General features: G+C 59.2%; 21 protein-coding genes. 8 read left to right on the forward strand and 13 right to left on the reverse strand.

Going from position 1 to position 21,544, the window contains the following annotated elements:
• Nucleotides 1–20: 20 nt before the first annotated feature.
• The 7 genes from yidC to ACW5XC_RS15965 form a co-directional block, all read right to left on the reverse strand.
• A complete protein-coding gene (yidC, locus tag ACW5XC_RS15935; protein WP_005355794.1) occupies nt 21–1,667 on the reverse strand; it encodes a membrane protein insertase YidC in 1,647 nt (548 codons plus the stop codon).
• Between the two features lie 5 nt (nt 1,668–1,672).
• Nucleotides 1,673–1,921: a membrane protein insertion efficiency factor YidD gene (gene yidD, locus ACW5XC_RS15940; protein WP_010672280.1), complete on the reverse strand. Its 249-nt coding sequence runs from the start codon at nt 1,919–1,921 to the stop codon at nt 1,673–1,675.
• On the reverse strand, nt 1,888–2,247 hold the full coding sequence (gene rnpA / locus ACW5XC_RS15945; RefSeq protein ID WP_005339313.1) for a ribonuclease P protein component: 360 nt from the start codon (nt 2,245–2,247) through the stop codon (nt 1,888–1,890). The genes yidD and rnpA overlap by 34 nt, the downstream gene beginning before the upstream one ends.
• Nucleotides 2,247–2,381, reverse strand: coding sequence for a 50S ribosomal protein L34 (rpmH, locus tag ACW5XC_RS15950; protein ID WP_005307156.1), 135 nt, complete (start codon nt 2,379–2,381; stop codon nt 2,247–2,249). Before rpmH ends, rnpA begins: the two co-directional genes overlap by 1 nt.
• Before the next feature lie 270 nt (nt 2,382–2,651).
• Entirely contained in the window at nt 2,652–3,386 is a 735-nt protein-coding gene (locus ACW5XC_RS15955) for an amino acid ABC transporter ATP-binding protein (protein WP_005339311.1), read from the reverse strand.
• 12 nt (nt 3,387–3,398) lie between these two features.
• The gene (locus ACW5XC_RS15960; protein ID WP_085942985.1) at nt 3,399–4,067 is read right to left on the reverse strand and encodes an amino acid ABC transporter permease; all 669 of its coding nucleotides are present in this window, start codon (nt 4,065–4,067) and stop codon (nt 3,399–3,401) included.
• Entirely contained in the window at nt 4,068–4,826 is a 759-nt protein-coding gene (locus tag ACW5XC_RS15965; protein WP_005339308.1) for an amino acid ABC transporter substrate-binding protein, read from the reverse strand.
• Between the two features lie 311 nt (nt 4,827–5,137).
• On the opposite strand from ACW5XC_RS15965, the gene dnaA reads away from it, so the two are divergent.
• The 4 genes from dnaA to gyrB all read left to right on the forward strand — a co-directional run bounded on the left by dnaA (nt 5,138) and on the right by gyrB (nt 11,209).
• On the forward strand, nt 5,138–6,508 hold the full coding sequence (gene dnaA, locus ACW5XC_RS15970; protein ID WP_005339307.1) for a chromosomal replication initiator protein DnaA: 1,371 nt from the start codon (nt 5,138–5,140) through the stop codon (nt 6,506–6,508).
• An 83-nt stretch (nt 6,509–6,591) separates the two neighbouring features.
• Nucleotides 6,592–7,695 carry a DNA polymerase III subunit beta gene (gene dnaN / locus ACW5XC_RS15975; RefSeq protein WP_005339306.1) on the forward strand — a complete coding sequence of 368 codons (1,104 nt, stop codon included), beginning with the start codon at nt 6,592–6,594 and terminating at the stop codon, nt 7,693–7,695.
• 2 nt (nt 7,696–7,697) lie between these two features.
• On the forward strand, nt 7,698–8,801 hold the full coding sequence (gene recF / locus ACW5XC_RS15980; RefSeq protein ID WP_005339305.1) for a DNA replication/repair protein RecF: 1,104 nt from the start codon (nt 7,698–7,700) through the stop codon (nt 8,799–8,801).
• Nucleotides 8,798–11,209, forward strand: a complete 2,412-nt coding sequence (gyrB, locus tag ACW5XC_RS15985; protein ID WP_042054352.1) for a DNA topoisomerase (ATP-hydrolyzing) subunit B — start codon at nt 8,798–8,800, stop codon at nt 11,207–11,209. Before recF ends, gyrB begins: the two co-directional genes overlap by 4 nt.
• 104 nt (nt 11,210–11,313) lie before the next feature.
• Here gyrB and ACW5XC_RS15990 read toward each other — a convergent pair whose 3' ends face one another.
• Nucleotides 11,314–12,273: a helix-turn-helix domain-containing protein gene (locus ACW5XC_RS15990; RefSeq protein WP_042054354.1), complete on the reverse strand. Its 960-nt coding sequence runs from the start codon at nt 12,271–12,273 to the stop codon at nt 11,314–11,316.
• 98 nt (nt 12,274–12,371) lie between these two features.
• The gene (locus ACW5XC_RS15995; RefSeq protein WP_042054356.1) at nt 12,372–13,142 is read right to left on the reverse strand and encodes an MBL fold metallo-hydrolase; all 771 of its coding nucleotides are present in this window, start codon (nt 13,140–13,142) and stop codon (nt 12,372–12,374) included.
• A 280-nt stretch (nt 13,143–13,422) separates the two neighbouring features.
• Between ACW5XC_RS15995 and ACW5XC_RS16000 the strand changes: the two genes are divergently transcribed.
• Together ACW5XC_RS16000 and ACW5XC_RS16005 are read left to right on the forward strand one after the other, a co-directional pair.
• A complete protein-coding gene (locus ACW5XC_RS16000) occupies nt 13,423–13,836 on the forward strand; it encodes an Hsp20 family protein (RefSeq protein ID WP_005339298.1) in 414 nt (137 codons plus the stop codon).
• Between the two features lie 92 nt (nt 13,837–13,928).
• On the forward strand, nt 13,929–14,369 hold the full coding sequence (locus tag ACW5XC_RS16005) for an Hsp20 family protein (protein ID WP_005339297.1): 441 nt from the start codon (nt 13,929–13,931) through the stop codon (nt 14,367–14,369).
• Nucleotides 14,370–14,441: 72 nt separating this feature from the next.
• Here ACW5XC_RS16005 and ACW5XC_RS16010 read toward each other — a convergent pair whose 3' ends face one another.
• Nucleotides 14,442–15,692, reverse strand: coding sequence for a valine--pyruvate transaminase (locus tag ACW5XC_RS16010; protein WP_042054357.1), 1,251 nt, complete (start codon nt 15,690–15,692; stop codon nt 14,442–14,444).
• Between the two features lie 293 nt (nt 15,693–15,985).
• On the opposite strand from ACW5XC_RS16010, the gene ACW5XC_RS16015 reads away from it, so the two are divergent.
• Nucleotides 15,986–16,219 (forward strand): hypothetical protein, encoded by a 234-nt coding sequence (locus ACW5XC_RS16015; RefSeq protein WP_005342304.1) that lies wholly within the window; start codon nt 15,986–15,988, stop codon nt 16,217–16,219.
• On the opposite strand, the gene ACW5XC_RS16020 is transcribed toward ACW5XC_RS16015, so the two are convergent.
• Nucleotides 16,149–16,973, reverse strand: coding sequence for an AraC family transcriptional regulator (locus tag ACW5XC_RS16020; protein WP_042054358.1), 825 nt, complete (start codon nt 16,971–16,973; stop codon nt 16,149–16,151). The two genes, ACW5XC_RS16015 and ACW5XC_RS16020, sit on opposite strands and share 71 nt — an antisense overlap.
• 92 nt (nt 16,974–17,065) lie before the next feature.
• Here ACW5XC_RS16020 and ACW5XC_RS16025 point away from each other — a divergent pair, with 92 nt between their 5' ends.
• Entirely contained in the window at nt 17,066–18,193 is a 1,128-nt protein-coding gene (locus ACW5XC_RS16025) for a multidrug effflux MFS transporter (protein ID WP_042054359.1), read from the forward strand.
• Nucleotides 18,194–18,197: 4 nt separating this feature from the next.
• On the opposite strand, the gene ACW5XC_RS16030 is transcribed toward ACW5XC_RS16025, so the two are convergent.
• Together ACW5XC_RS16030 and ACW5XC_RS16035 are read right to left on the reverse strand one after the other, a co-directional pair.
• The gene (locus ACW5XC_RS16030) at nt 18,198–18,881 is read right to left on the reverse strand and encodes a response regulator (RefSeq protein WP_005355774.1); all 684 of its coding nucleotides are present in this window, start codon (nt 18,879–18,881) and stop codon (nt 18,198–18,200) included.
• A gap of 58 nt (nt 18,882–18,939) precedes the next feature.
• Nucleotides 18,940–21,528, reverse strand: a complete 2,589-nt coding sequence (locus ACW5XC_RS16035; protein WP_042054360.1) for a sensor histidine kinase — start codon at nt 21,526–21,528, stop codon at nt 18,940–18,942.
• Nucleotides 21,529–21,544: the final 16 nt, after the last annotated feature.

A 21,544-nucleotide genomic window follows, 5' to 3' on the forward strand; every position in this document is an offset into this window, starting at 1 on the left:
CTTTTGTCATCACGGGAAGATTAGCTGCGTGAATGCAGTCCTTTCTTCTCCAGCTGACGATAGATGATGGTCTGCTGGATGATGGAGATGACGTTGCTCACCAGCCAGTAGAGAGTCAGGCCAGCCGGGAACCAGAGGAACATGAAAGTGAAGATGATCGGCATGAACTGCATCACTTTCTGCTGCATCGGATCGGTTACGGTGGTCGGGCTCATCTTCTGCAGATACCACATGGAGGCACCCATGAGGATTGGCAGCACGAAGAAGGGGTCCTTCACTGACAGGTCGGTGATCCACAGGGCGAACGGCGCGTGGCGCAGCTCAACAGACTCCATCAGTGCCCAGTAAAGGGCGATGAAGATCGGCATCTGAACCAGGATCGGCAGGCAGCCACCCAGCGGGTTGACCTTCTCCTTCTTGTACAGCTCCATCATGCCCTGAGACATCTTCTGGCGGTCATCGCCGAAGCGCTCACGCAGAGCCGCAATCTTGGGTTGCAGCATGCGCATCTTGGCCATGGAGGTGTACTGGGCCTTGGTCAGCGGGAACATGATGCCGCGCACCAGCAGGGTCAGCATGATGATGGCCAGACCCCAGTTCTGGACGAAACCGTGGAATACGGTCAGCAGCCAGTGCAGCGGTTGGGCGATGAACCACAGCCAGCCGTAGTCGACAGTCAGGTCGAGGTGGTTAGCCACCTTGGCCATCTGGTCTTGCAGCTTGGGACCGACCCACAGCTTGCTGGTCACTTCAGCCTGTTGGCCGGCAGCCACGTCAACCAGCGGCGCCTTGTAACCGATGATGGCCTGGCCTTTACCCGGGATCACACGGCTGTAGAAGCTGTTGGTATCGTCGGCATTTGGTGCCCAGGCAGAGACGAAGTAGTGTTGCAGCATGGCGACCCAACCACCCTTGGTGGTCTTGTTCAGGTCGGCATCCTTCATCTCGTCGAAGGTGTACTTCTTGTAGCGGGTATCTTCAGTGGAGAAGGCACCACCACGGTAAGCGCTGGCTACCATGGCATGACCTTCCTGATCCTTCGGCGTTGCTACGGTCTGCTTCAGCTGACCATAGAACTGCACCTGAACCGGCTCGGCAGATTTGTTGTCGATCTTGTAATCAACGCCAACGGCATAGTCGCCACGCTTGAGGATGAACTCCTTGGTGAAGACCACGCCCTTGCTGTCGGTCCAGGTCATCGGAACGACGACTTGATCCTGACCATCGGCCAGCTGATAGCTGGTCTGGGCGGCTTCATAGGTAGGACGACCTTCGGCCTGACTGTCCGGACCGTTGCGACCCACCAGACCGCTCTGGGCGATATAGAGGTGCTCAGGCTTGCTGGTCAGCAGCACGAACGGTTGGTCCTTGCCCTCTTCCAGTTTGTGAGACAGCAGTTCGGCAGACACGACGTCACCACCCTGGGTATCCAGGGTCAGCTTGAGCACGTCAGAGGAGACGGTGATCAGCTTGCGTGCGGCAGTCGCGTTGGCTTGCTCGGAAACCTGAGGAATATCACCGGTCTGACCGGCTTCAGGTACGAAATGTTCGGTTTGGGCCACGGTAGTCGGGGCCGGCTTCGGAGCCTTGTCAGACTCCCACTGTTGCCAGAGCAGAAAGCTCACGAACAGCAAACCGATCAGGAGTAGATTGCGTTGTGATTCCATAGTCTTCAGTTTCTTCGCTTTGGTTGCGGAACCGGGTCATAACCACCCTCGGATAAGGGATGGCATTTTAATAGACGTTTGCTAGCTAACCAAACGCCTTTTATGAAACCGTGAAGTCGGATGGCTTCTATCGCAAATTGGGAACAAGTTGGAGTAAAACGGCAGCGCGGCCCGAGCAGAGGGCTAATGATTAGCTGATACAGGCGTATCAGTTTGATAGCTACCCATTGCAACGGCGTGACAGAGTGCGCCATAGCTTTTCCAGTAACTTGAACAGTTCCTCGTTATCCATCTCTTTCACACCGGCTTTGGCGATCACCACGATGTCGATAGCGGGCAGCTGATGTTGTTTGAGGCGGAAACTTTCCCGGACCACCCGTTTGACACGGTTACGCCAGACGGCACGCTTGAGTGCTTTTTTGGGCACAGCGAGACCAAGACGAGAGTGTTCGAGTGAATTGGGGCAGGCGAGAAGCGTAATTTGCGGGGAAGCAGCCCGGACAGGCTCGGCGAAAACGCGTTTGAAGTGTTCGGGAGTTAACAGACGTAACTCCCGAGAGAAGGTGTGCTGGGTAGGCATTAAACTACCAGACGGGCACGACCCTTGGCACGACGAGCGGCCAGAACTTTACGACCGTTGGCAGTTGCCATGCGGGCGCGGAAACCGTGAGAGCGCTTGCGCTTCAGGTTGGACGGTTGAAAAGTACGTTTCATGATTCGATTCCGTATTTCTGTACAGTTTTGATTGTCACACTTAGCCGACGCGCCAGCTATAGCGTGTGACGACTAGCAAAAGAGGCCGAATTCTAAACAGAGTTCGGCTTTTAGTCAATCCGCCGTTCCCTCTCATCCTGCCATGGTCTTGAAAAGGCCACTGCCGAGCGTGAGGATCCAGAGGATCAAGGGCTCCGGATTATACTGGCAACCCGGGGTTAAACAAGGGATCCCTCAATAAAAAAGGCGGCCAGGCCGCCAAAGAGAGAGCTATTTAAGGACTTTCCGCAAGAACTCCCGGGTACGGGGATCCTTGGGATCGACCAATATCTGATCCGGCGGGCCCTGCTCGACGATCCGCCCCCCTTCCATGAAGATCACCCGATCGGCAACATCACGAGCAAATTCAATCTCATGAGTCACCACCACCATGGTCTGGTGCTGGCGGGCCAACTCTTTCATCAGTCCCAAAACCTCGTCGACCCACTCGGGATCGAGGGCCGAGGTGGGCTCGTCAAACAGGATCACCTTGGAGTGGGCCGCCATGGCGCGGCCAATGCCGACCCGTTGCTGCTGGCCGCCGGAGAGGGAGGCCGGATAGGCATCCTGCTTGTCGGCGAGGCCAATGTCCTTGAGGATGCCGAGCGCTGTGGCGCGGGCCTCCGCTTTTGGCTGCTTCCAGACGGTGATCAGCCCTTCGGCGATGTTGTCGAGCGCTGTTTTGTTGGCAAAAAGGGCGTAGTTCTGGAACACGAAGGAGGCCCGTTTGCGCAGCTCGATCGCCTGCTGTTCGCTGGCCTTGGCCAGATTCAGCTCGAGATCGTCGATGGCCAGGGTGCCCGCATCCGGGGTCTCCAGCAGGTTCAGGCAGCGCAACAGAGTAGACTTGCCGGTGCCGGAGGGGCCGATGATGACGACAATTTCCCCCTTTTTTACCTCCAGATCGATACCGTTGAGCACCTGATTGCCGTGATATGCCTTGGAGAGGCCGGTTAGCTTGATCATGAACGCCCTCCTTTAATAGGCACGGTTGAGACGGACTTCCAGCAGATGCTGCAAGCGGGTAAAGAAGATCACCACCACCCAGTAGATCAGCGCCACCGCCATAAAGCTCTCGAAGAACTTGAAGGAGGAGGAGGCTTCCATCTGCGCCTTGCCCATGATCTCGGCCACCCCCAGGGTGAAGGCCAGCGAGGTGCTCTTGATCATGTCGATGAAGTAGTTCATCAGCGACGGAGTGGCGATACGGGCCGCCTGCGGCAGGATGATCCGCTGCATCGCCTGATAACGGCTCATGCCGATACTGAGCGCCGCTTCCATCTGGCTTTTGTGAATGCCGAGGATAGCTGCGCGGATCGACTCGGCCATATAGGCGGCGAAGTGCAGGGTCAGACCGACGATGGCGGCAGTAAAGGCATCCATTCCCACGAAGATCGGGAACAGTTGCGGCAGTCCGTAGTAGAGCAGGAACAGCTGAACGAGTAGCGGTGTACCCCGAAAGAACGAGATATAGAGCATCGCCAGCCAGTGAATCGCAGGGATGCGAAACACCCGTACTATCGCCAGGGCCAGCGAGAGTACGAGTGCCAGCACGAATCCCCACAGGGCCATCTCCATCGTGGTGCCCAGGTATTTGAGCAGGATGGGAAACAGCCCCAGCGTGTATTCGAGGTCAAATTCCATCATTTATTTGTCGGTGATGTCGGAAGCGAACCATTTCTCGGAGATCTGACGCAGGGAGCCATCCTTGCGCATGGCGGTCAGGGCCTCGTCGACCTTCTTCAGCAGCGCCTGTTTCTCCGGGGTCTTCAGGAAGGGCAGGGCGTTCTCGATAGTCTCGAACGGTGCGCCAGCCTGTTGCAGCGGCAGCTTGGACTCCTTGATCAGCTGTGCGGTGGAGACGCGGTCCATCACGAAGGCGTCGATGCGACCCAGGGCGACATCCTGCTCGAAGGCGGAGTCATAGGTGCGGATATCGATCTTCTTGTTCGGGTCATTCTTGCGCAGCAGCTCTTCGAAGTTGGAACCCAGGTTCACGGCCACCTTCTTGCCTTCCAGATCCTTGATGCCGTGGATGGTGCTGTTGCCCTTGCGTACCACAATCTGGGCGCCGTCATAGACGTAAGGCTGGGAGAAGTCGTACTTCGCCTTGCGCTCGTCGGTGATGGTGATCTGGTTGGAGATGGTATCGATGCGGCCGGTTTCCAGCATGCCGAACAGGCCGGAGAAGCTGGCGGTCACGAATTCGACCTTGTAGCCGGTACGCTCGCCGATCTGGTTCCACATATCCACTTCAAAGCCTTGCAGCTTGTCCTGTTTGACGAAGGTGAACGGGAAATATTTGCCAGACATGCCGACCTTGATGGTCTCCTGGGCGATGGCCTGACCGGACAGGGTAGCTAACAGGATGGCTGCGCCGGAAATAAGCTTGATGGAAGTTTTCATGGGGTTTCTCTCTCTCAATGTCTTGTATTTGTAGTTGTAATAACTGCTTTGGCGCTGATGTTATTGGAATAAAATTTAAAAAATAAATGACATTTGGTTATATGAAATAACAGGAGTGCAGCACGAGATCCGCCAGTTGCAGCAGTGGATCAAGCTGTGGGTAACTTTGGGGATGAAATCCGATCCAAAGGCGCTGGATCCTTGAAAGTCAAGGATCTTATTTGCTGGATCCACCGGGCGATGGCTGGAGATCCGGCGGCTAAAAACGTAGAATAGCCGGTCTTTAGTTAATCAATCGACAGGAGTTTAGAGTGACTGCTTCGCTATGGCAGCAGTGCCTTAACCGGCTGCAAGATGAGTTGCCCTCGGCAGAATTCAGCATGTGGATCCGGCCGCTTCAAGCGGAGTTGAGTGACAATACTCTGACCCTGTATGCACCGAATCGCTTTGTTCTGGACTGGGTACGAGACAAGTATCTCATCCGGGTTAACGGCATCATCAACGAACTCTGCGGGGTCGACGGCCCCGCCCTGCGTTTTGATATAGGCAATCGTCCCCATCCTGTTGCTGTCGCCAGAGCGCCGGTACAGGGTGCCGCGCCTGTGAATAACTTGCAGAAGAGCTGGGAAAGCAAGGCTGAAGCCAAGCCCGAGCCGAACCACAAGAGCAACACCAACGTGAACTATACCTTCGAGAATTTCGTCGAGGGTAAGTCCAACCAGTTGGCGCGTGCGGCTGCCCGTCAGGTAGCGGACAATCCGGGTGGTGCTTACAACCCGCTGTTCCTCTATGGCGGCACCGGCCTGGGTAAAACCCACCTGCTGCACGCCGTTGGCAATGCCATCAAGGAGAGTAAAAAAGATGCCAAAGTCATCTATATGCACTCCGAGCGGTTTGTTCAGGACATGGTGAAAGCGCTGCAAAACAACGCCATTGAAGAGTTCAAGCGTTACTACCGCAGCGTCGATGCCCTGCTCATCGATGACATCCAGTTTTTCGCCAACAAGGAGCGCTCCCAGGAGGAGTTCTTCCATACCTTCAATGCCTTGCTGGAAGGTAACCAGCAGATCATCCTGACCTCGGATCGCTATCCGAAGGAGATCAACGGTGTCGAGGATCGCCTCAAGTCCCGCTTCGGCTGGGGCCTGACCGTGGCGATCGAACCGCCGGAGCTGGAGACCCGCGTCGCGATCCTGATGCGCAAGGCAGACGAGAACCAGATCCATCTGCCGGACGAAGTGGCCTTCTTCATTGCCAAACGTCTGCGATCCAACGTCCGTGAACTGGAAGGCGCCCTCAACCGGGTGATCGCCAACGCCAACTTCACCGGCCGTGCCATCAACATCGATTTCGTGCGCGAAGCGCTGCGCGACCTGTTGGCACTGCAGGAGAAGCTGGTCACCATCGACAATATCCAGAAGACGGTGGCGGAGTACTACAAGATCAAGCTGGCGGATCTGCTCTCCAAGCGTCGTTCCCGCTCCGTTGCCCGTCCGCGCCAGCTGGCGATGGCACTGGCCAAGGAGCTGACCAACCACAGTTTGCCGGAGATAGGTGATGCCTTTGGTGGCCGTGACCACACTACCGTTCTTCATGCCTGCCGCAAGATCGAGCAGCTGAAGGAGGAGAGTCACGACATCAAGGAGGACTATTCCAACCTGATCCGTACCCTTTCTTCCTGATAACGGAATCGAGTGGACAGATGCAGCGCGAATATTCCAACCTGATCCGAATCTTTTCCTCCTAATCATAACGGAGAGCACAGATGCAGCTCGAAATTAGCCGTGAGGCCCTGTTACGTCCTCTGCAACTGGTGTCCGGCGCCCTCGGCGGCCGACCGACCCTGCCGATCCTCGGCAACGTGCTGCTTGATGTCAGCAACGGTCTGTTGTCACTGACCGGTACCGATCTCGAAGTAGAGATGATCGGTCAGGTCTATCTGAACGGGGCCAGCGAAGATGGCCGCACCACAGTACCGGCGCGCAAGCTGCTGGATATCTGCCGTGGTCTGCCGGAAGGCGCCGAGATCCGTCTCAATACCGAAGGCGAGCGCCTGATCATCCGGTCCGGTCGCTCCCGCTTCAACCTCTCGACCCTGCCGGCGACCGAGTATCCGAACATCGAGGATTGGGAATCCGTGCTCGAGTTCGATATCAGCCAGCTGGAGCTGAAGAAGCTGATCGATGCGACCCAGTTCTCCATGGCCAGCCAGGATGTGCGTTACTACCTGAACGGCATGCTGTTCGAGAGCGAAGGTCACGGTCTGCGCACCGTGGCGACCGACGGTCACCGTCTGGCCACCTGCCGCCGTGAGGTAGTAGGGGAATCGCTGCCCGATCATCAGGTTATCCTGCCGCGCAAAGGGGTATTGGAGCTGGTGCGTCTGCTGGAAGCGGAAGACAAGCCGGTACGTCTGCAGATCGGTCGCAGCAACCTGCGGGCTGCGCTGGACGGCTTCATCTTCACCTCCAAGTTGGTGGATGGCCGCTTCCCGGACTGGCGCCGCGTCATTCCGCGCAACAGCGACAAGGCCCTGATCGCCGGCCGTGAGGATCTGCGTCAGGCGTTTGCCCGCGCCGCCATCCTCTCCAACGAGAAATTCCGTGGGGTGCGTCTCAATCTGCAGGAAAACCTGCTGCGCATCACCGCCAACAACCCGGAACAGGAAGAAGCCGAAGAGCTGCTTGACGTACAATATGCCGCTGGCGAGATGGAGATCGGCTTTAACGTCTCTTATGTGCTGGACGTGCTGAATACGTTAAAATGTGACCAAATTCGGATTAGCCTGAGCGATTCCATCAGCAGTGCCATTATTGAGGATTTTGAACATCAGGATGCTCAGTACGTGGTGATGCCGATGCGGATCTAGTCGTGTCCCTGGTCAAACTCCAGCTCAGCGACTTTCGCAATATCCAGCAAGCCAGTCTCAAGCTGTCGCCCGGCCTCAACATTCTGGTCGGGTGCAATGGCAGCGGCAAGACCAGCGTGCTGGAAGCCATTCACTACCTTGGTCTGGGGCGCTCCTTTCGCACTCATTTGACCGGGCGGGTCATCCGCCAGGGGGAGAGGGCATTTACCCTGTTTGCCCAGTGCGAGCTGGAGGGGCGTCAGGTACCGATCGGTCTTGCCAAAGACAAGAGTGGCGAGACCCAGCTCAAGATTGCCGGGGCACAGGCCCAGCGGCTGGCCGATTTGGCGGAGCTGTTGCCGGTGCAGTTGATCCATCCCGATGGCTTCAACCTGCTGACGGGCGGGCCTCAGGCTCGCCGCGCCTGGCTCGATTGGGGTGTTTTCCATCAGGAGCCGACCTTCTTTGCCCTCTGGGGACGAGTGCGGCGGCTGCTGAAACAGCGCAATGCGCTACTGCGCCAGAGCACCCAGTACCGCCAGCTGGCGTTCTGGGATCAGGAGCTGGTGCGGCTGGGTGGTGAGCTGGCCGAGTTTCGCGCCAGTTATTGTCAGGCCATTACGCCCCTGATCAAGGAGATGACGGCGGATTTTCTGCCGGAATTCGATATCAGTCTCGGCTTTTACCGGGGCTGGGAGAAAGATACTCCCCTCGGCGATTTGCTGGAGGCGGGGTTTGAGCGGGATCGGGCGCTGGGCTATACCGGTGTCGGTCCACAGAAAGCCGATGTGCGCCTCAAGGCGAACGGGGTACCCGCTCAGGATATTTTGTCCCGGGGTCAGCTGAAGTTGCTGGTCTGCGCCATGCGACTGGCCCAAGGGCTCTATTTGAATCAACATAGCAGCCGTGGCTGTATTTTTTTAATTGACGATTTTGCCTCTGAACTGGATGTCGACAAGCGCCGCTTGCTGGCCGCAAGGCTGAAGCAGTGTGCGTCCCAGGTGTTTATCACCGCCATCGACACCGGTCAGCTCGCAGACATGATGGATGCGAATGACTGTAAGTTGTTCCACGTGGAACAGGGTAAAATCTCCGAAACGTTAGAGAAGGCAGAGAGTAAGCTATGAGTGAAAATACTTACGACTCCTCGAATATCAAGGTGCTGAAGGGCCTGGATGCGGTCCGCAAGCGCCCGGGGATGTATATCGGCGATACGGATGATGGCTCGGGTCTGCACCACATGGTGTTCGAGGTCGTTGATAACTCCATTGACGAGGCGCTCGCTGGCTACTGCTCCGATATTCAGGTCAAGATCCATTCCGATGGCTCCGTCTCCGTGCGCGATAACGGCCGTGGTATTCCGGTCGATATTCACCCGGAAGAGGGCCGCTCCGCTGCCGAAGTCATCATGACCGTGCTGCACGCAGGCGGTAAGTTTGATGACAACTCCTACAAGGTTTCCGGTGGTCTGCACGGCGTCGGCGTCTCCGTTGTTAACGCCCTCTCTGACAAGCTGCTGCTGACCATTCGTCGTAACGGCCACGTCTACGAGCAGACCTATCATCTGGGTGAGCCGCAAGCGCCGCTCAAGCAGATTGGCGATAGCACCGGCACCGGTACTGAAGTTCGCTTCTGGCCGAGCCCGACCATCTTCAGCGACACCCTGTTCCACTACGAGATTCTGGCCAAGCGCCTGCGCGAGCTCTCCTTCCTCAACTCCGGTGTTTCCATCCGTCTGATGGATGAGCGTGACGGCCGTGAGGCGCATTTCTGCTACGAGGGTGGCATCAAGGCGTTCGTTGAATACCTGAACCAGAACAAGACCCCGATCCACCCGAAGGTGTTCCATTTCACCACCGAGCAGGATGGGATTGGTGTTGAAGTGGCGATGCAGTGGAACGACGCCTATCAGGAAGGGGTTTACTGCTTCACCAACAACATCCCGCAGCGGGATGGTGGTACTCACCTCGTTGGCTTCCGTACCGCGCTGACCCGTACTCTGAACTCCTATATGGACAAAGAGGACTACAGCAAGAAGGCCAAGTCTGCCGCCAGTGGCGACGACGTGCGTGAAGGTCTGATTGCCGTTATCTCCGTCAAGGTGCCGGATCCCAAGTTCTCCTCCCAGACCAAGGACAAGCTGGTCTCTTCCGAAGTGAAGACCGCCGTTGAACAGGCGATGGGTGAGAAGCTGGCGGACTTCCTGCTGGAAAACCCGAGCGATGCCAAGATCGTGGTCAACAAGATCATCGATGCGGCCCGTGCCCGTGAAGCGGCCCGCAAAGCCCGCGAACTGACCCGCCGTAAAGGCGCGCTGGATATCGCCGGTCTGCCCGGCAAGCTGGCTGACTGTCAGGAAAAAGACCCGGCTCTCTCCGAACTCTACATAGTGGAAGGGGACTCTGCTGGCGGTTCCGCCAAGCAGGGTCGCAACCGGAAGAACCAGGCCATCCTGCCGCTCAAGGGCAAGATCCTGAACGTAGAGAAGGCCCGTTTCGACAAGATGATCTCCTCGCAAGAGGTGGGCACCCTGATCACCGCACTGGGCTGCGGTATCGGTCGCGACGAGTACAATCCGGACAAGCTGCGTTATCACAACATCATCATCATGACCGATGCGGACGTCGATGGTGCGCACATCCGAACCCTGCTGCTGACCTTCTTCTATCGTCAGATGCCGGAAATCATCGAACGTGGCTACGTCTACATCGCCCAGCCGCCGCTCTACAAAGTGAAGAAGGGCAAGCAGGAGCAGTACCTGAAAGACGAAGACGCGCTGCTGCAGTACCAGACCGCCATGGCGCTGGACGGTGCTACCCTGCACGTCAACGAGTCTGCTCCGGCCATCGGTGGCGAGGCGCTGGAGCGTCTGGTCAACCAGCACCGCTCGGTGACTCACCTGATCACCCGCATGTCTCGTCGTGCGCCGGAAGCCGTGCTGACCCAGCTGATCTATCAGCCGGAGTTGAACGAAGCGCTGCTGAACAGCGAGAGCGATCTGCTGGCTTGGTGTCAGGGTATGGAAGCCGTGCTCAACGAGAGCAACCACGGTATCCAGTACCAGATCCAGGTTCGTCGTGATGAAGAGCGCAGCCTGTACGTGCCGCACGCCGTGGTACGTCAGCACGGTGTCGACCGCGAATATCCGCTCAGCTACGACTTCCTGCAGTCCGGTGAGTACCGTCAACTGGTCTCGCTGGGCAAGGAGATCGCCAACCTGATCGAGGAAGGTGGTTTCATCAAGCGTGGCGAGAAGGTCAAACCGGTTGCCAACTTCGTCGAAGCCGTCGAGTGGCTGATGGGTGAAGGCAAACGCGGCATCTACATCCAGCGCTATAAAGGGCTGGGTGAGATGAACCCTGACCAGCTGTGGGAAACCACCATGGATCCGGAAGCTCGTCGCATGCTGCGCGTCACCATCGACGACGCCGTCGGTGCTGACCAGCTCTTCTCCACCCTGATGGGTGATGCCGTTGAGCCCCGTCGTGACTTTATCGAGACCAATGCCCTGCGCGTAGCCAACCTCGACGTCTAATCGACGCTGTCAGCTCGATATAAAAAAAGCCGCTCCCTGTGAGCGGCTTTTTGTTTTTGGGCGAAAGAAGTTGCACGTTCCACGTGAAACATCGTGCTTTGGTATCAGGGGTTTTGGCCACGAAAAGATCGTCGCCACTCGCTGGGGGAGATGGCAAAGCGGCCGCGGAAGTGGTTGCGCAAAGAGGTGGCACTCTTGAAGCCAACCAGCTCGGCAATGCGATCGATTGAATGGCCGCTTACCTCCAGCAGCTCCTGACTGCGCCTGAGCCGCTCCGCCAGCAGCCATTCACCCACCGAGAGGCCGGTAGCCTGATGAAAACGGCGGGTAAAGGTGCGGCGGCTCATCAGGGTGTGGGCCGCCAGAGAATCCAGGGTGTGGGGTTCGGCCAGATGGGCACGCAGGTGATCGAGCAACTGGTTCATCCTGACATCGCGGGTGGAGGCGGGCACCGGCTGTTCGATAAACTGGGCTTGGCCCCCTTCCCGGTGAGGCGGGATCACCAGCCGCCGCGCCACCTTGTTGGCGATGGCCGAGCCGTGGTACTGGCGTACCAGATAGAGGCAGCAGTCCAGTCCGGCGGCGGTACCTGCCGAGGTGACCAGCCCCTCGTCATCCACATAGAGGGCGTTGGTATCGAGCTGCACGCAAGGAAAGCGGCGACAGAAATCCTGTTCGTACTCCCAGTGGGTCGATGCTTTGCGACCATTAAGTAGTCCGGCGTAGGCGAGCACATAGGTGCCAAGACAGAGCCCGACCAGCCTGGCACCTCTGGCTCTGGCGGCAATCAGGGCATCGAGCAGCGCTGCGGGTGGCCGTGCTGCCGGGTCGTGCCAGAAGGGGATGACGATGATCTCCGCCTCGGCCAGCACCTCCAGCCCATAGGAGGCCTGAATGGTGAAGCCTTGTGCCGAGTGTGCGTGGCGGTTGCCATCGCCGCAGCAGATCTTGAGCTCGAACAGCGGCTGGCCCGGCAGGATGTCTCCGAAGATGAGGCAGGGGACGGCGCAGTGAAAAAGGCTGAAGTGATCGAAGGTCACCACGGCAACGATCGGGGTGGTCATGGTGTTGGCTCCTCTCTACGCGCAGACCTCTCATCATAAGCGTTTGGCAGTGAAAGCCGAAGGGCCATGCGCGCTGTTCGGCATGGCCCTCCTGCGGGTCACAGTGATATCGCCTCGCCATCTTCTGGCACCCGTACCCGATCCGTCATGCCCCGTTCCGCCAGATAGTCGCGCAGCTCCTGGCGTGACAGCACGGCGTGATTGACCGCCTCCATATGGCTGGCGATCAGCGTGGCTTGCGGTGCGGCCTGATAAACGGCGGTGACATCCTCCTTGCCCATGATGATGGAACCGAGTCCAAGCACCTGTGCATCGCCACAGTTGAGGATGATGACCTCGGGCTGATGCTGTTGCAGGGCTTGCTCGACCCGGGGATGCCAGATGGTATCACCGGCCAGATAGAGGCTCTGTTCATCGGGGTGGGAGAAGACCACGCCGCATACCTCTCCCATTCGCTCGCTCAGTACCGCCATCAGTTGATCGCTGCCGTGCTGGCCACCGGTCTGCTGCAGGCGAATGCCGGCAAACTCGGGCTGGTCGCTCAGCAGCCGCACATCCTCAAAGCCACTGGCACGAATGGCATCGGCATCTTTCTGATGTTGCACCAAGAGCGGCAGATGCTTGGGGAGCAGGGCTCTGGCTGCGTCATCCCAGTGGTCGGGATGGTCGTGGGTGACGATAACGGCATCCACATCGACCAGCTCATCGATCGGTAGCGGCAGATCGACCAGCGGATTGCGCAGATGGCTGTTGGCGGTGCCCTCAAAGCCGGGGAAGTCTCCCTTGGCCGAGAGCATGGGGTCGATCAGAAAGCGGGTGCCGGCATAGTCGAGCAGCAAGGTGGCGTTGCGAACCTGGGTAATCTTCATGAGATGGCTCCATGTTGGCTGGTGGATATGCAACCAATTATGGGGTGAGGAGCGCATTTCCATCAGTGGCCCACGGGTCGATTATCATCACTATCGGGCCAACAGGTTGATGTTCTACAGGCCGGTGCGGCCATTTAAAAAATTTGAAAAAATCCCCTTGAAAGGAAAAAGTGAGCCCCTATATAGGTAACAAGGCCGGAACGCTCGACAGAGGTTTCGACCAGGCGCCCGTCCATAAGGAGGGCAAACAATCCGTTATCGCTCATAAGAGGGTAATACTATGCGTTCTATCGACTTTTCTCCGCTCTATCGTTCTGCCATCGGTTTCGATCGTCTGGCCAATCTCATCGAATCTGCGGCCAGCAATGGCAATGCCGGTTATCCCCCCTACAACATCGAGCAGTTGGGTGACAACGACTACCGCATCAGCATGGCAGTAGCGGGCTTTACCCAGGAAGAGCTGGAGCTGAGCTTCCAGGAAAATTTGTTGACGGTGAAGGGCAACAAGCAGGCCGATACCGGGCGCAACTATCTCTATCAGGGGATCGCCGAGCGTGGTTTTGAGCGCCGCTTCCAGCTGGCCGACTATGTGCGGGTGAAAGGGGCCGACCTGAAAAACGGCTTGCTGCACATCGAGCTGGTGCGTGAAGTGCCCGAGGCGATGAAGCCGCGCAAGATCGAGATCAACGGCTGATAGCCTGAATTCACTGAAATTTTAAAATTTCCCGGGTGCCGATAACGGGCCTGTGGAGAGTTGAACCTGTTGCTTATTAGAAGGATAGGATTATGCGTAACCTCGATTTTTCTCATCTCTATTCCAATGCCGTCGGCTTCGAGCGGATGGCCCGTGAGCTGGAAGGTCTGTTCGAGCAGAAGACCGCCGCTTACCCCCCGTACAACATTGAAAAGCGCGATCAGGATGGCTATCGCATTACGGTCGCCGTGGCTGGCTTCGAGCGCGAAGAGCTGGAGCTGGAGACCGAAAACGGCACCCTCAAGGTGAAGGGGCGCAAAGGGGCTGCGGCCGGTGAGCGTCAGTTCCTCCATCAGGGGATTGCCGAGCGCGACTTCGAGCTCGCCTTCAAGCTGAGCCAGCACGTGGAGGTGCAGGGTGCCAAGCTGGAGCATGGTCTGCTGACCATCGATCTGGCGCGCGAACTGCCGGAGGCGCTCAAGCCCCGAGCCATCCCCATCGGCAAACCCGAGCAGCTGGCGCTGCCCGGCTAAGCAAACCGGATCGCGATAAACAACAAAGGCCTGCATCTGCAGGCCTTTCTGTTTTTGTATCGCTGGATTGGATTAACCAGCGTAGAGGGCGTTTATCTCGTCGGCCAGAATGGCGATGCCGCGGCGCACCAGCTCCTCGCTCTGGGAGTAGTTGAGGCGGATGCACTCCTGGCTGTGGCGCCACTCGGGGTCATCGATGCCGGGGAAGAAGTAGTGACCCGGCACGATCAGCAGGTTCTTCGCCTTCAGCCGCTCGTACAGCTCCTGACAGTGGATCGGCAAGCCTTCAAACCAGAGCCAGAGGAAGAGAGCCCCTTCAGGCTTGTGGATATGGAAGCGCGGGTCGGGGATCGCTTCGCGCAGCAGCTGCACCGCCAGCTCCGCCTTCTGCTGATAGAAGGGCTTCACCACCTGTTCGCTGAGGGCGATGATCTCGCCGCTCTCGATCATCGGGATGGTGATGGCGGGGCCCAGACTGCCCGGTGCCAGATTGATGATGCCGCTCAGGTTGGTGATGGCCTGAATGATCTTCTCGTCGGCGATGACGATGCCGCAGCGGGTGCCCGGCAGGCCGAGCTTGGAGAGGCTCATGCAGAGGATGGTATTGGCGTTCCAGAACGGCTTGGCCTCGCTGAAGATGATGCCCGGGAAGGGCACGCCGTAGGCGTTGTCGATCAGCAGCGGAATCCCCTTGTCGCGGGCGATCTGATCGAGGTGTTCGATCTCTTCGTCGGTCAGCACGTTGCCGGTGGGATTGGTCGGGCGGGAGACGCAGATCACCCCGATATCGTCACCCACCTGCAGGCTCTCGAAGTCCACATGGTACTTGAACTGGCCGTCGGGCAGCTTCTCAATGGTGGGCTTGTAGGCCACGAAGTAGTCGTCGGCCAGCGCCGAGTCGGCATAGCCGATGTATTCGGGGGCGAGCGGGAACAGCACCTTCTTCTTGCGGCCATCGGCAAATTCACCGGCCAGCAGGTTGAACAGGTAGAAGAAGGCATTCTGGCTGCCGTTGGTCAGAGCGATATTGCGGGCCGAGATATCCCAGCCCAGCTCCTTGCTGAGCAGTCCGGCCAGCGCCCTGGTGAACCTGTCTTTGCCTTGCGGACCATCGTAGTTGGCCATCGCTTTGACCAGCTCGCCGTTGTCGAGCAGGCTCTTGGCCTCGGCCTGAAAGCGTTCCAGCATAGCGGGGATGGGGGCCGGATTGCCGCCACCCAGCATGATGGCGTCCGGATTGGTCAGCCCCTGATTGAGGTCATCCATGAGTTGGGTAATACCGGCGTGGCGAGTGAATTTCTCGCCGAACAAGGAAAATTCCATTCAGTGACAGATCCAGAATTGAGTTACGGGGATGTAGCACCATAGCTCAGTTTAAAAGCGGGTGTCGATCAAAAAGATGGGACGTTCCACGTGGAACATGGTGCAAAAATCAAGCGTGGTTAAAAGCACCAACTGTTGGTTTAAAAATGACCGAGCGGGATGCATTTTGCGACTCAATTTGGTATCGATATATAGTTAATTTAAATAAAATCATCATGTTATGAATTGCGTGAGGATTGGCACAACTATTGGAATAGCTATCTGGTCATCTCAACCATACCGGAGCAAACCAGATGAAAAGCCTGATCGCCACCCTGATTGTGAGTGCCCTGAGCCTGAACGTGATGGCCAACGAAAACCCGCGGCCCGAGCTGGAGAGTGCCCAGCTGGAGCAGGATGTGCAGAGCGAGTTGCAACAGGCATCCCATGCCGTGGTGCAGGATGCGCTGCACAATCTCAAGCCGCTGGCGCTGGATACCCTGGTGGTGGAGGCGAGTCAGGCTGTGGCGACTCACCCCGAGAGCTGAGGTAGCGCAGGGGGGTCTGTCCCGTATGTTGTTTGAAGAAGCTGATAAAGGCGCTGTCGCTGGAGAACTCCAGCGCAGCGGCAATCCGGCTGATGGACTCGCTTTCTGCCAGCAGCTCCATGGCGCGCAACAGCCGCCACTGCTGGCGCCACGCCTGATAGCTCATGCCGGTCTCCCGCATAAAGATGCGGCCAATGGTCTTGTCACTGGCACCCACCCGTTCGGCCAGCCGGTTGAGCCGATCGGGCAGGGCATCCCCCCGTTTCAACTGCTGTAGCCAGCCGCCCAGTCTGGGATCGGTTGGCAGCGGCAACTGCCACGACTCCCGCGGTGCCTGCTCCAACTCCTCCATAAACAGTGCCACCGTCCGTTGCTGCTGCTCTTGCGGTTTGTCCCACGGCCAGAGCGCCATCCGTTCGATCAGTTCGTGCAGCAGCGGATTGACCGCCAGCACCTCCACCGTGCCGGGCAACTCGGGGTGCGGCTGGAAGTAGAGAGAGCGGTAGGCCACCACGCCACGCATCAAGATCCTGTGGGCTGTGCCTGCTGGCAGCCAGGCCGCGCGGGTGGGTGGCAGCAGGCAGACCCGACCTTCCAGCTCCATGGTCATGCAGCCGGATTGAGCGAACAGCAGCTGATGGCGTTGATGTTGATGCAGGCCAGAGTCGTGCCAGCCGAGGGCGGAGGCAATGCCGATCACGCTGCCGGTCAGCTGGTCGGGGTCAAAAGGGTGATCGGGAAGAATAAAGGCCATATGTCCGATTTTTGATGTTTATAGTCCTGCTTATTGTAATCAGACAATCGGCATCTCTCTAGAATGGCGACCTCTTGTGAAGGAGGTTTGTCATGAACAACAAGTTGCCACCGCTCTGGCTGGTGGTGGGGTTGATGATGTTTCCCCAAATTGTGGAGACCATCTACAGCCCGGTACTGACCCACATCGCCACCCAGTTTCGGGTGAGCGAGGGGCAGGCATCCCAGACCATGTCGGTCTATTTTCTGGCGTTTGCGGTGGGCGTGGTCTGCTGGGGACGGCTCTGCGATCTGATTGGGCGGCGTCCCACCATGCTGGCGGGTCTGTTCACCTATGGTGTCGGCACCTTGCTGGCGCTGCTGGCCAACCAGTTTGAAACCCTGCTGCTGGCCCGGGTCATCTCGGCTTTTGGCGCCGCGGCGGGATCTGTGGTGACCCAGACCATGCTGCGCGACAGCTATCAGGGCAGCGATCTGGCGCGGGTCTTCTCGGTGATGGGCATTGCGCTCTCACTCAGTCCGGTGCTGGGGTTGCTCAGTGGCGGCCAGCTGGTGAGCAGGTTCGGCTATCTCGGGGTGTTCAGCGGTCTGCTGGTCCTGGCGGTAGGCTTGCTGCTGGTTGCCTGCTGGCAGCTGCCGGAAACCCGCCCGGCCACCACCCGGCAAGTCGCACTCTGGCCGCTGGCGTGCCGGATGATGAAGGATGGCGGGCTCTGGCGCAGTACCATGCTGGTCGCCCTGTTCAACACTATGCTGTTTGGCTACTACAGTCTGGCCCCATTCCTGTTTGCCGGATTGGGATTGAGCACCGGCGAGTTTGGCTATTCGGGGATCTTGCTGGCGCTGGCGACTCTGCTCGGCAGCTTGCTCAACAAGCATCTGCTGGGGAGGGGGTGGCTGCCGTCATCTCTGGTCAGATTGGCTTGCGCTCTGGCGCTGGTTGCCGGGCTGCTGGTATGGGCGACTCAGGCCAGCCTCTGGTTCCTGTTGCCCATGATGGGTGTGGTGGTGGCCTTCGGGCTGGCTATCCCCAATGTGCTGAGTCAGGCGCTGCTGGCCTATCGCGAAGTAGCGGGCAGCGCTGGCGCCCTGTTCGGGCTTGGCTACTACCTGCTGCTCAGTCTGGGGTTGGCGGTGGCGGCCGGATTGCAGGATCTCGGCCTGTTGCTGAGTGGCTGTGGTCTGTTGGCGCTGATTTGCTGCGGGCGTCGTTCCACGTGAAACGTCAGTTGCCGATAAAGCGGTAGCCAATACCGGATTCGGTCTCGATAAGCGTTGGTTGCTGGGGGTTATCCCCCAGCTTTTTGCGCAGGCTGGCGATAACGATGCGCAGGTAGTGGGTGTCCTCCTTGTGGCTCGGCCCCCAGATGTCATTGAGCAGCTGGGTCTGCATCACCAGCTTGCCGGGGTGGCACACCAGCGCCTGCAACAGGGCGAACTCCTTGCGGGAGAGGGGGATCTCCTCCTCCTTCATGGTCACCTTGTGGCTGCTGATATCCAGCGTCAGGCCGCATTGGGGGAAGTGGCGCCGCTCGCCGCTGCTGACGCCAGCTCGTTGGCGCAAGAGCACGCGAATGCGAGCCATCATCTCGCCGATGCCGAACGGCTTGCTCATGTAGTCGTTGGCGCCGGCATCCAGCAGCCGCACCTTCTCCTGCTCCGAATCGCGGGCCGACAACACCAGCACCGGATTGGGGTGGTGTTCGCGAATGGCCTGCAACACCTGAATGCCATCGCCGTCAGGCAGACCGAGATCGAGGATCACCAGATCGGGGTTGAGGTGGCGATACTGCTCCAGCCCTTCATTGACCCCCACCGCCTCACTCACCTGATGCCCCTCGGCAATCAGGCTGATCCGCAGAAAGCGACGGATCGCCGCTTCATCATCTATGACCAGAATGTGCGCCATCGAACCTCCAGAGGCGAATGGTGGGAGGGGCTGAGTGACCCGATCTGGCGGTCAACCATCAGACCTCCGGTGAATTGAGGGCGAGCGGCAGGGAGATGCGCATGCAGGTGCCGTTGCCATTGGGGCCGGAGAAGGCCCAAATCTTGCCGCCGTGGGCCTCTATCATAGCGCGGGAAATGGCGAGGCCAAGCCCGGTGCCACGGCTACCGCAATCACCCACCGGCTGGGTGTAGAAGAGGTTGAAGATTTTCTCCCGATCCGACTCGGCGATACCGACCCCGATATCGATGATGTCGATGATGAGGTCGGGCTCGGCCACCATCACCTTGAACTCGATGGGGGTGCCTGCCGGCGAGTAGCGGGAGGCGTTGTCGAGGATGTTGACCAGCACCTGCTCGATCAGGGCGCCATGGACATAGAGCTGGGGCACATGCTGATCGAAATGGACCAGCAGCTTGTGCTGGCGCCAGGAGGAGTCGAGCCGCTTGCGGGCGCTCTCCACCAGATCCGCAAGATCGACCCAGTCCCGTTTCAGCTGGAAGTCGGGGGAGCCGATGCGGGTCATATCCAGCAGGTTCTGCACATAGCTGTGCAGGCGGCGCGCCTCCTCTTGCACTGAGTGGAGCAGTTCGTCGCGGTCTTCGGCGGGGATCCGGTCACCATATTCCAGCAGGGTGCTGCCGGCACCCATGATGGTCGCCAAGGGGGTCTTCAAATCGTGGGAGACCGAGGAGAGCAGGGCCGCGCGCATCCGGTCTGTCTCTGCCTGCAACTGGCTGTCGGCCAGCCGCTCGTTGAGGTCGATCCGCGCCAGTGCGGCGCGTATATCGGTGAGCAGCGCCTGCAGCTGGTGCTCGGCAGAGGAGGAGAGCGGATTGGCAAGCGTTATGCCGATCACCAGATCATCGCTGAGGTGGTGATACTGGGCCTCGGCGGCATTGAGGGTGGCGGTGTGGGCTCCGGCGCTCTGCTTTTGGGCCAGACACCAGTCGATGGCCGCCTTGTCGGTCTGGCCGGGCCTGTGCTTCTCGTTGCCGAGCCGATCGTTGAACTCCTTGTCGATCACCACGGTCGGCTGGCTTAGCGCCAGTGAAATGGCCTGGGCACCTTGTCTGAGCACCTCCTCCGGGCTGCTGGCGGTGGCCAGCCCCTGACTGAGGGAGAGCAGGGCATTGCCCAGCTGCTGGGTCTCGCGCAGACCGATCAGCTGTTGCCGCTGGCGGGAGGCAAGCCGTCCCGCCGTCATGCCGACGATAAGCAGCACAAACAGGGTGAGCAGGTCGCTGTGGTTGGCGACGCTCAGGGAGAAGTAGGGGGCGGTGAACAGCAGATTGTGGGCGATAAAGCCCAGCACCGCCGCCAGTGTGGCGGGCACCAGACTGGTGGTGAGGGCAGTCGCCAGCACCCCCAGCACGAAAATGAGCGGCAACGCTGCTGGCGGCAGCCAGTAGGAGAGCCCCCAGGCGGCGGCCGAGGTGATCCCCATGATCACCACTGCCAGCATGCTGTGGTGTATATCCTTCGGGGTCGGGACGCGCATCCCCACTTCGGGCTTTTGCTTCTCGGTATCGACCAGCGTGATTTCGAGCCCCTGCGCCTGCTTGAGCAGGTGTTGCACCAGCGAGCGACGCCACGGCGCCTTGTGAGGTTTGCCGAGCAGCAGCTGGGAGACCTGCTGCTGTTCGGCGGTCTCCAGCAGGGTGTTGGCGACCGCCGGACTGGAGAGGGTCAGCACCTTGGCACCGAGGTGGGAGGCGAGCGCCAGCGCCTGCTCCACATCGGCCGAGCGGCGGCCATTGCTGTCGACATGCACCACCAGCCACGGGAGCTGACGGCGCTGGGCAAAGCGGTGGCCGTAGCGCACCAGCGCCGAGCCGTGCAGGTCACCGAGGCAAACCATTAGCTTGCCCCGCAGCGGCAAGGTGCTCTTGCCTGCTGCCTGCCACTGCAGTTGCAGATCGCCCTCCACATGGCTGGCGGCGGTCTGCATCGCCAGCTCCCGCAATGCGGTGAGGTTGTTGAGGGAGAAGAAGGATTGCAGTGCCGCCTTGGCCTGATGGGGCACATAGACCTTGCCCTCCTTGAGGCGGCCGAGCAGCTCCTTGGGGGGCAGGTCGATCAGCACCAGACTGTCGGCTTCCAGCAGCACCTGATCGGGCAGAGTCTCTTTCACCCTGACCCCGGTCAGCTGCCACACCAGATCGTTGAGACTCTCCAGATGCTGCACGTTGAGGGTGGTGTAGACGTCGATCCCGGCGTTGAGCAGCTCCTCCACATCCTGCCAGCGCTTCTCGTGGCGGCTGCCGGGGGCGTTGCTGTGGGCCAGCTCGTCCACCACGGCGATGGCCGGTTTACGGGCGAGCAGGCCGTCGAGATCCATCTCCTCCAGTCGCTGCTGGCGGTGCATGTGGATCTTGCGCGGCATGATGGCGAGCTTGTCGAGCAGGGCCAGGGTCTCCTGACGGCCGTGGGTCTCCACCACGCCGATCAGGATGTCGACCCCCTCTTTGGCCTGCTCCCGCACCGCCTGCAGCATGGCGTATGTCTTGCCCACGCCTGGGGCGGCCCCGAGAAACACCTTCAGCTTGCCCTTGTGCTCCTGTTCCAGGCTCGCCAGCAGGGCGTCGGCCCTTACCTCATCACGCATCCCCATGCTCCTGCAT

It is taken from the genome of Aeromonas sp. 25-AL00135, from assembly GCF_054052385.1.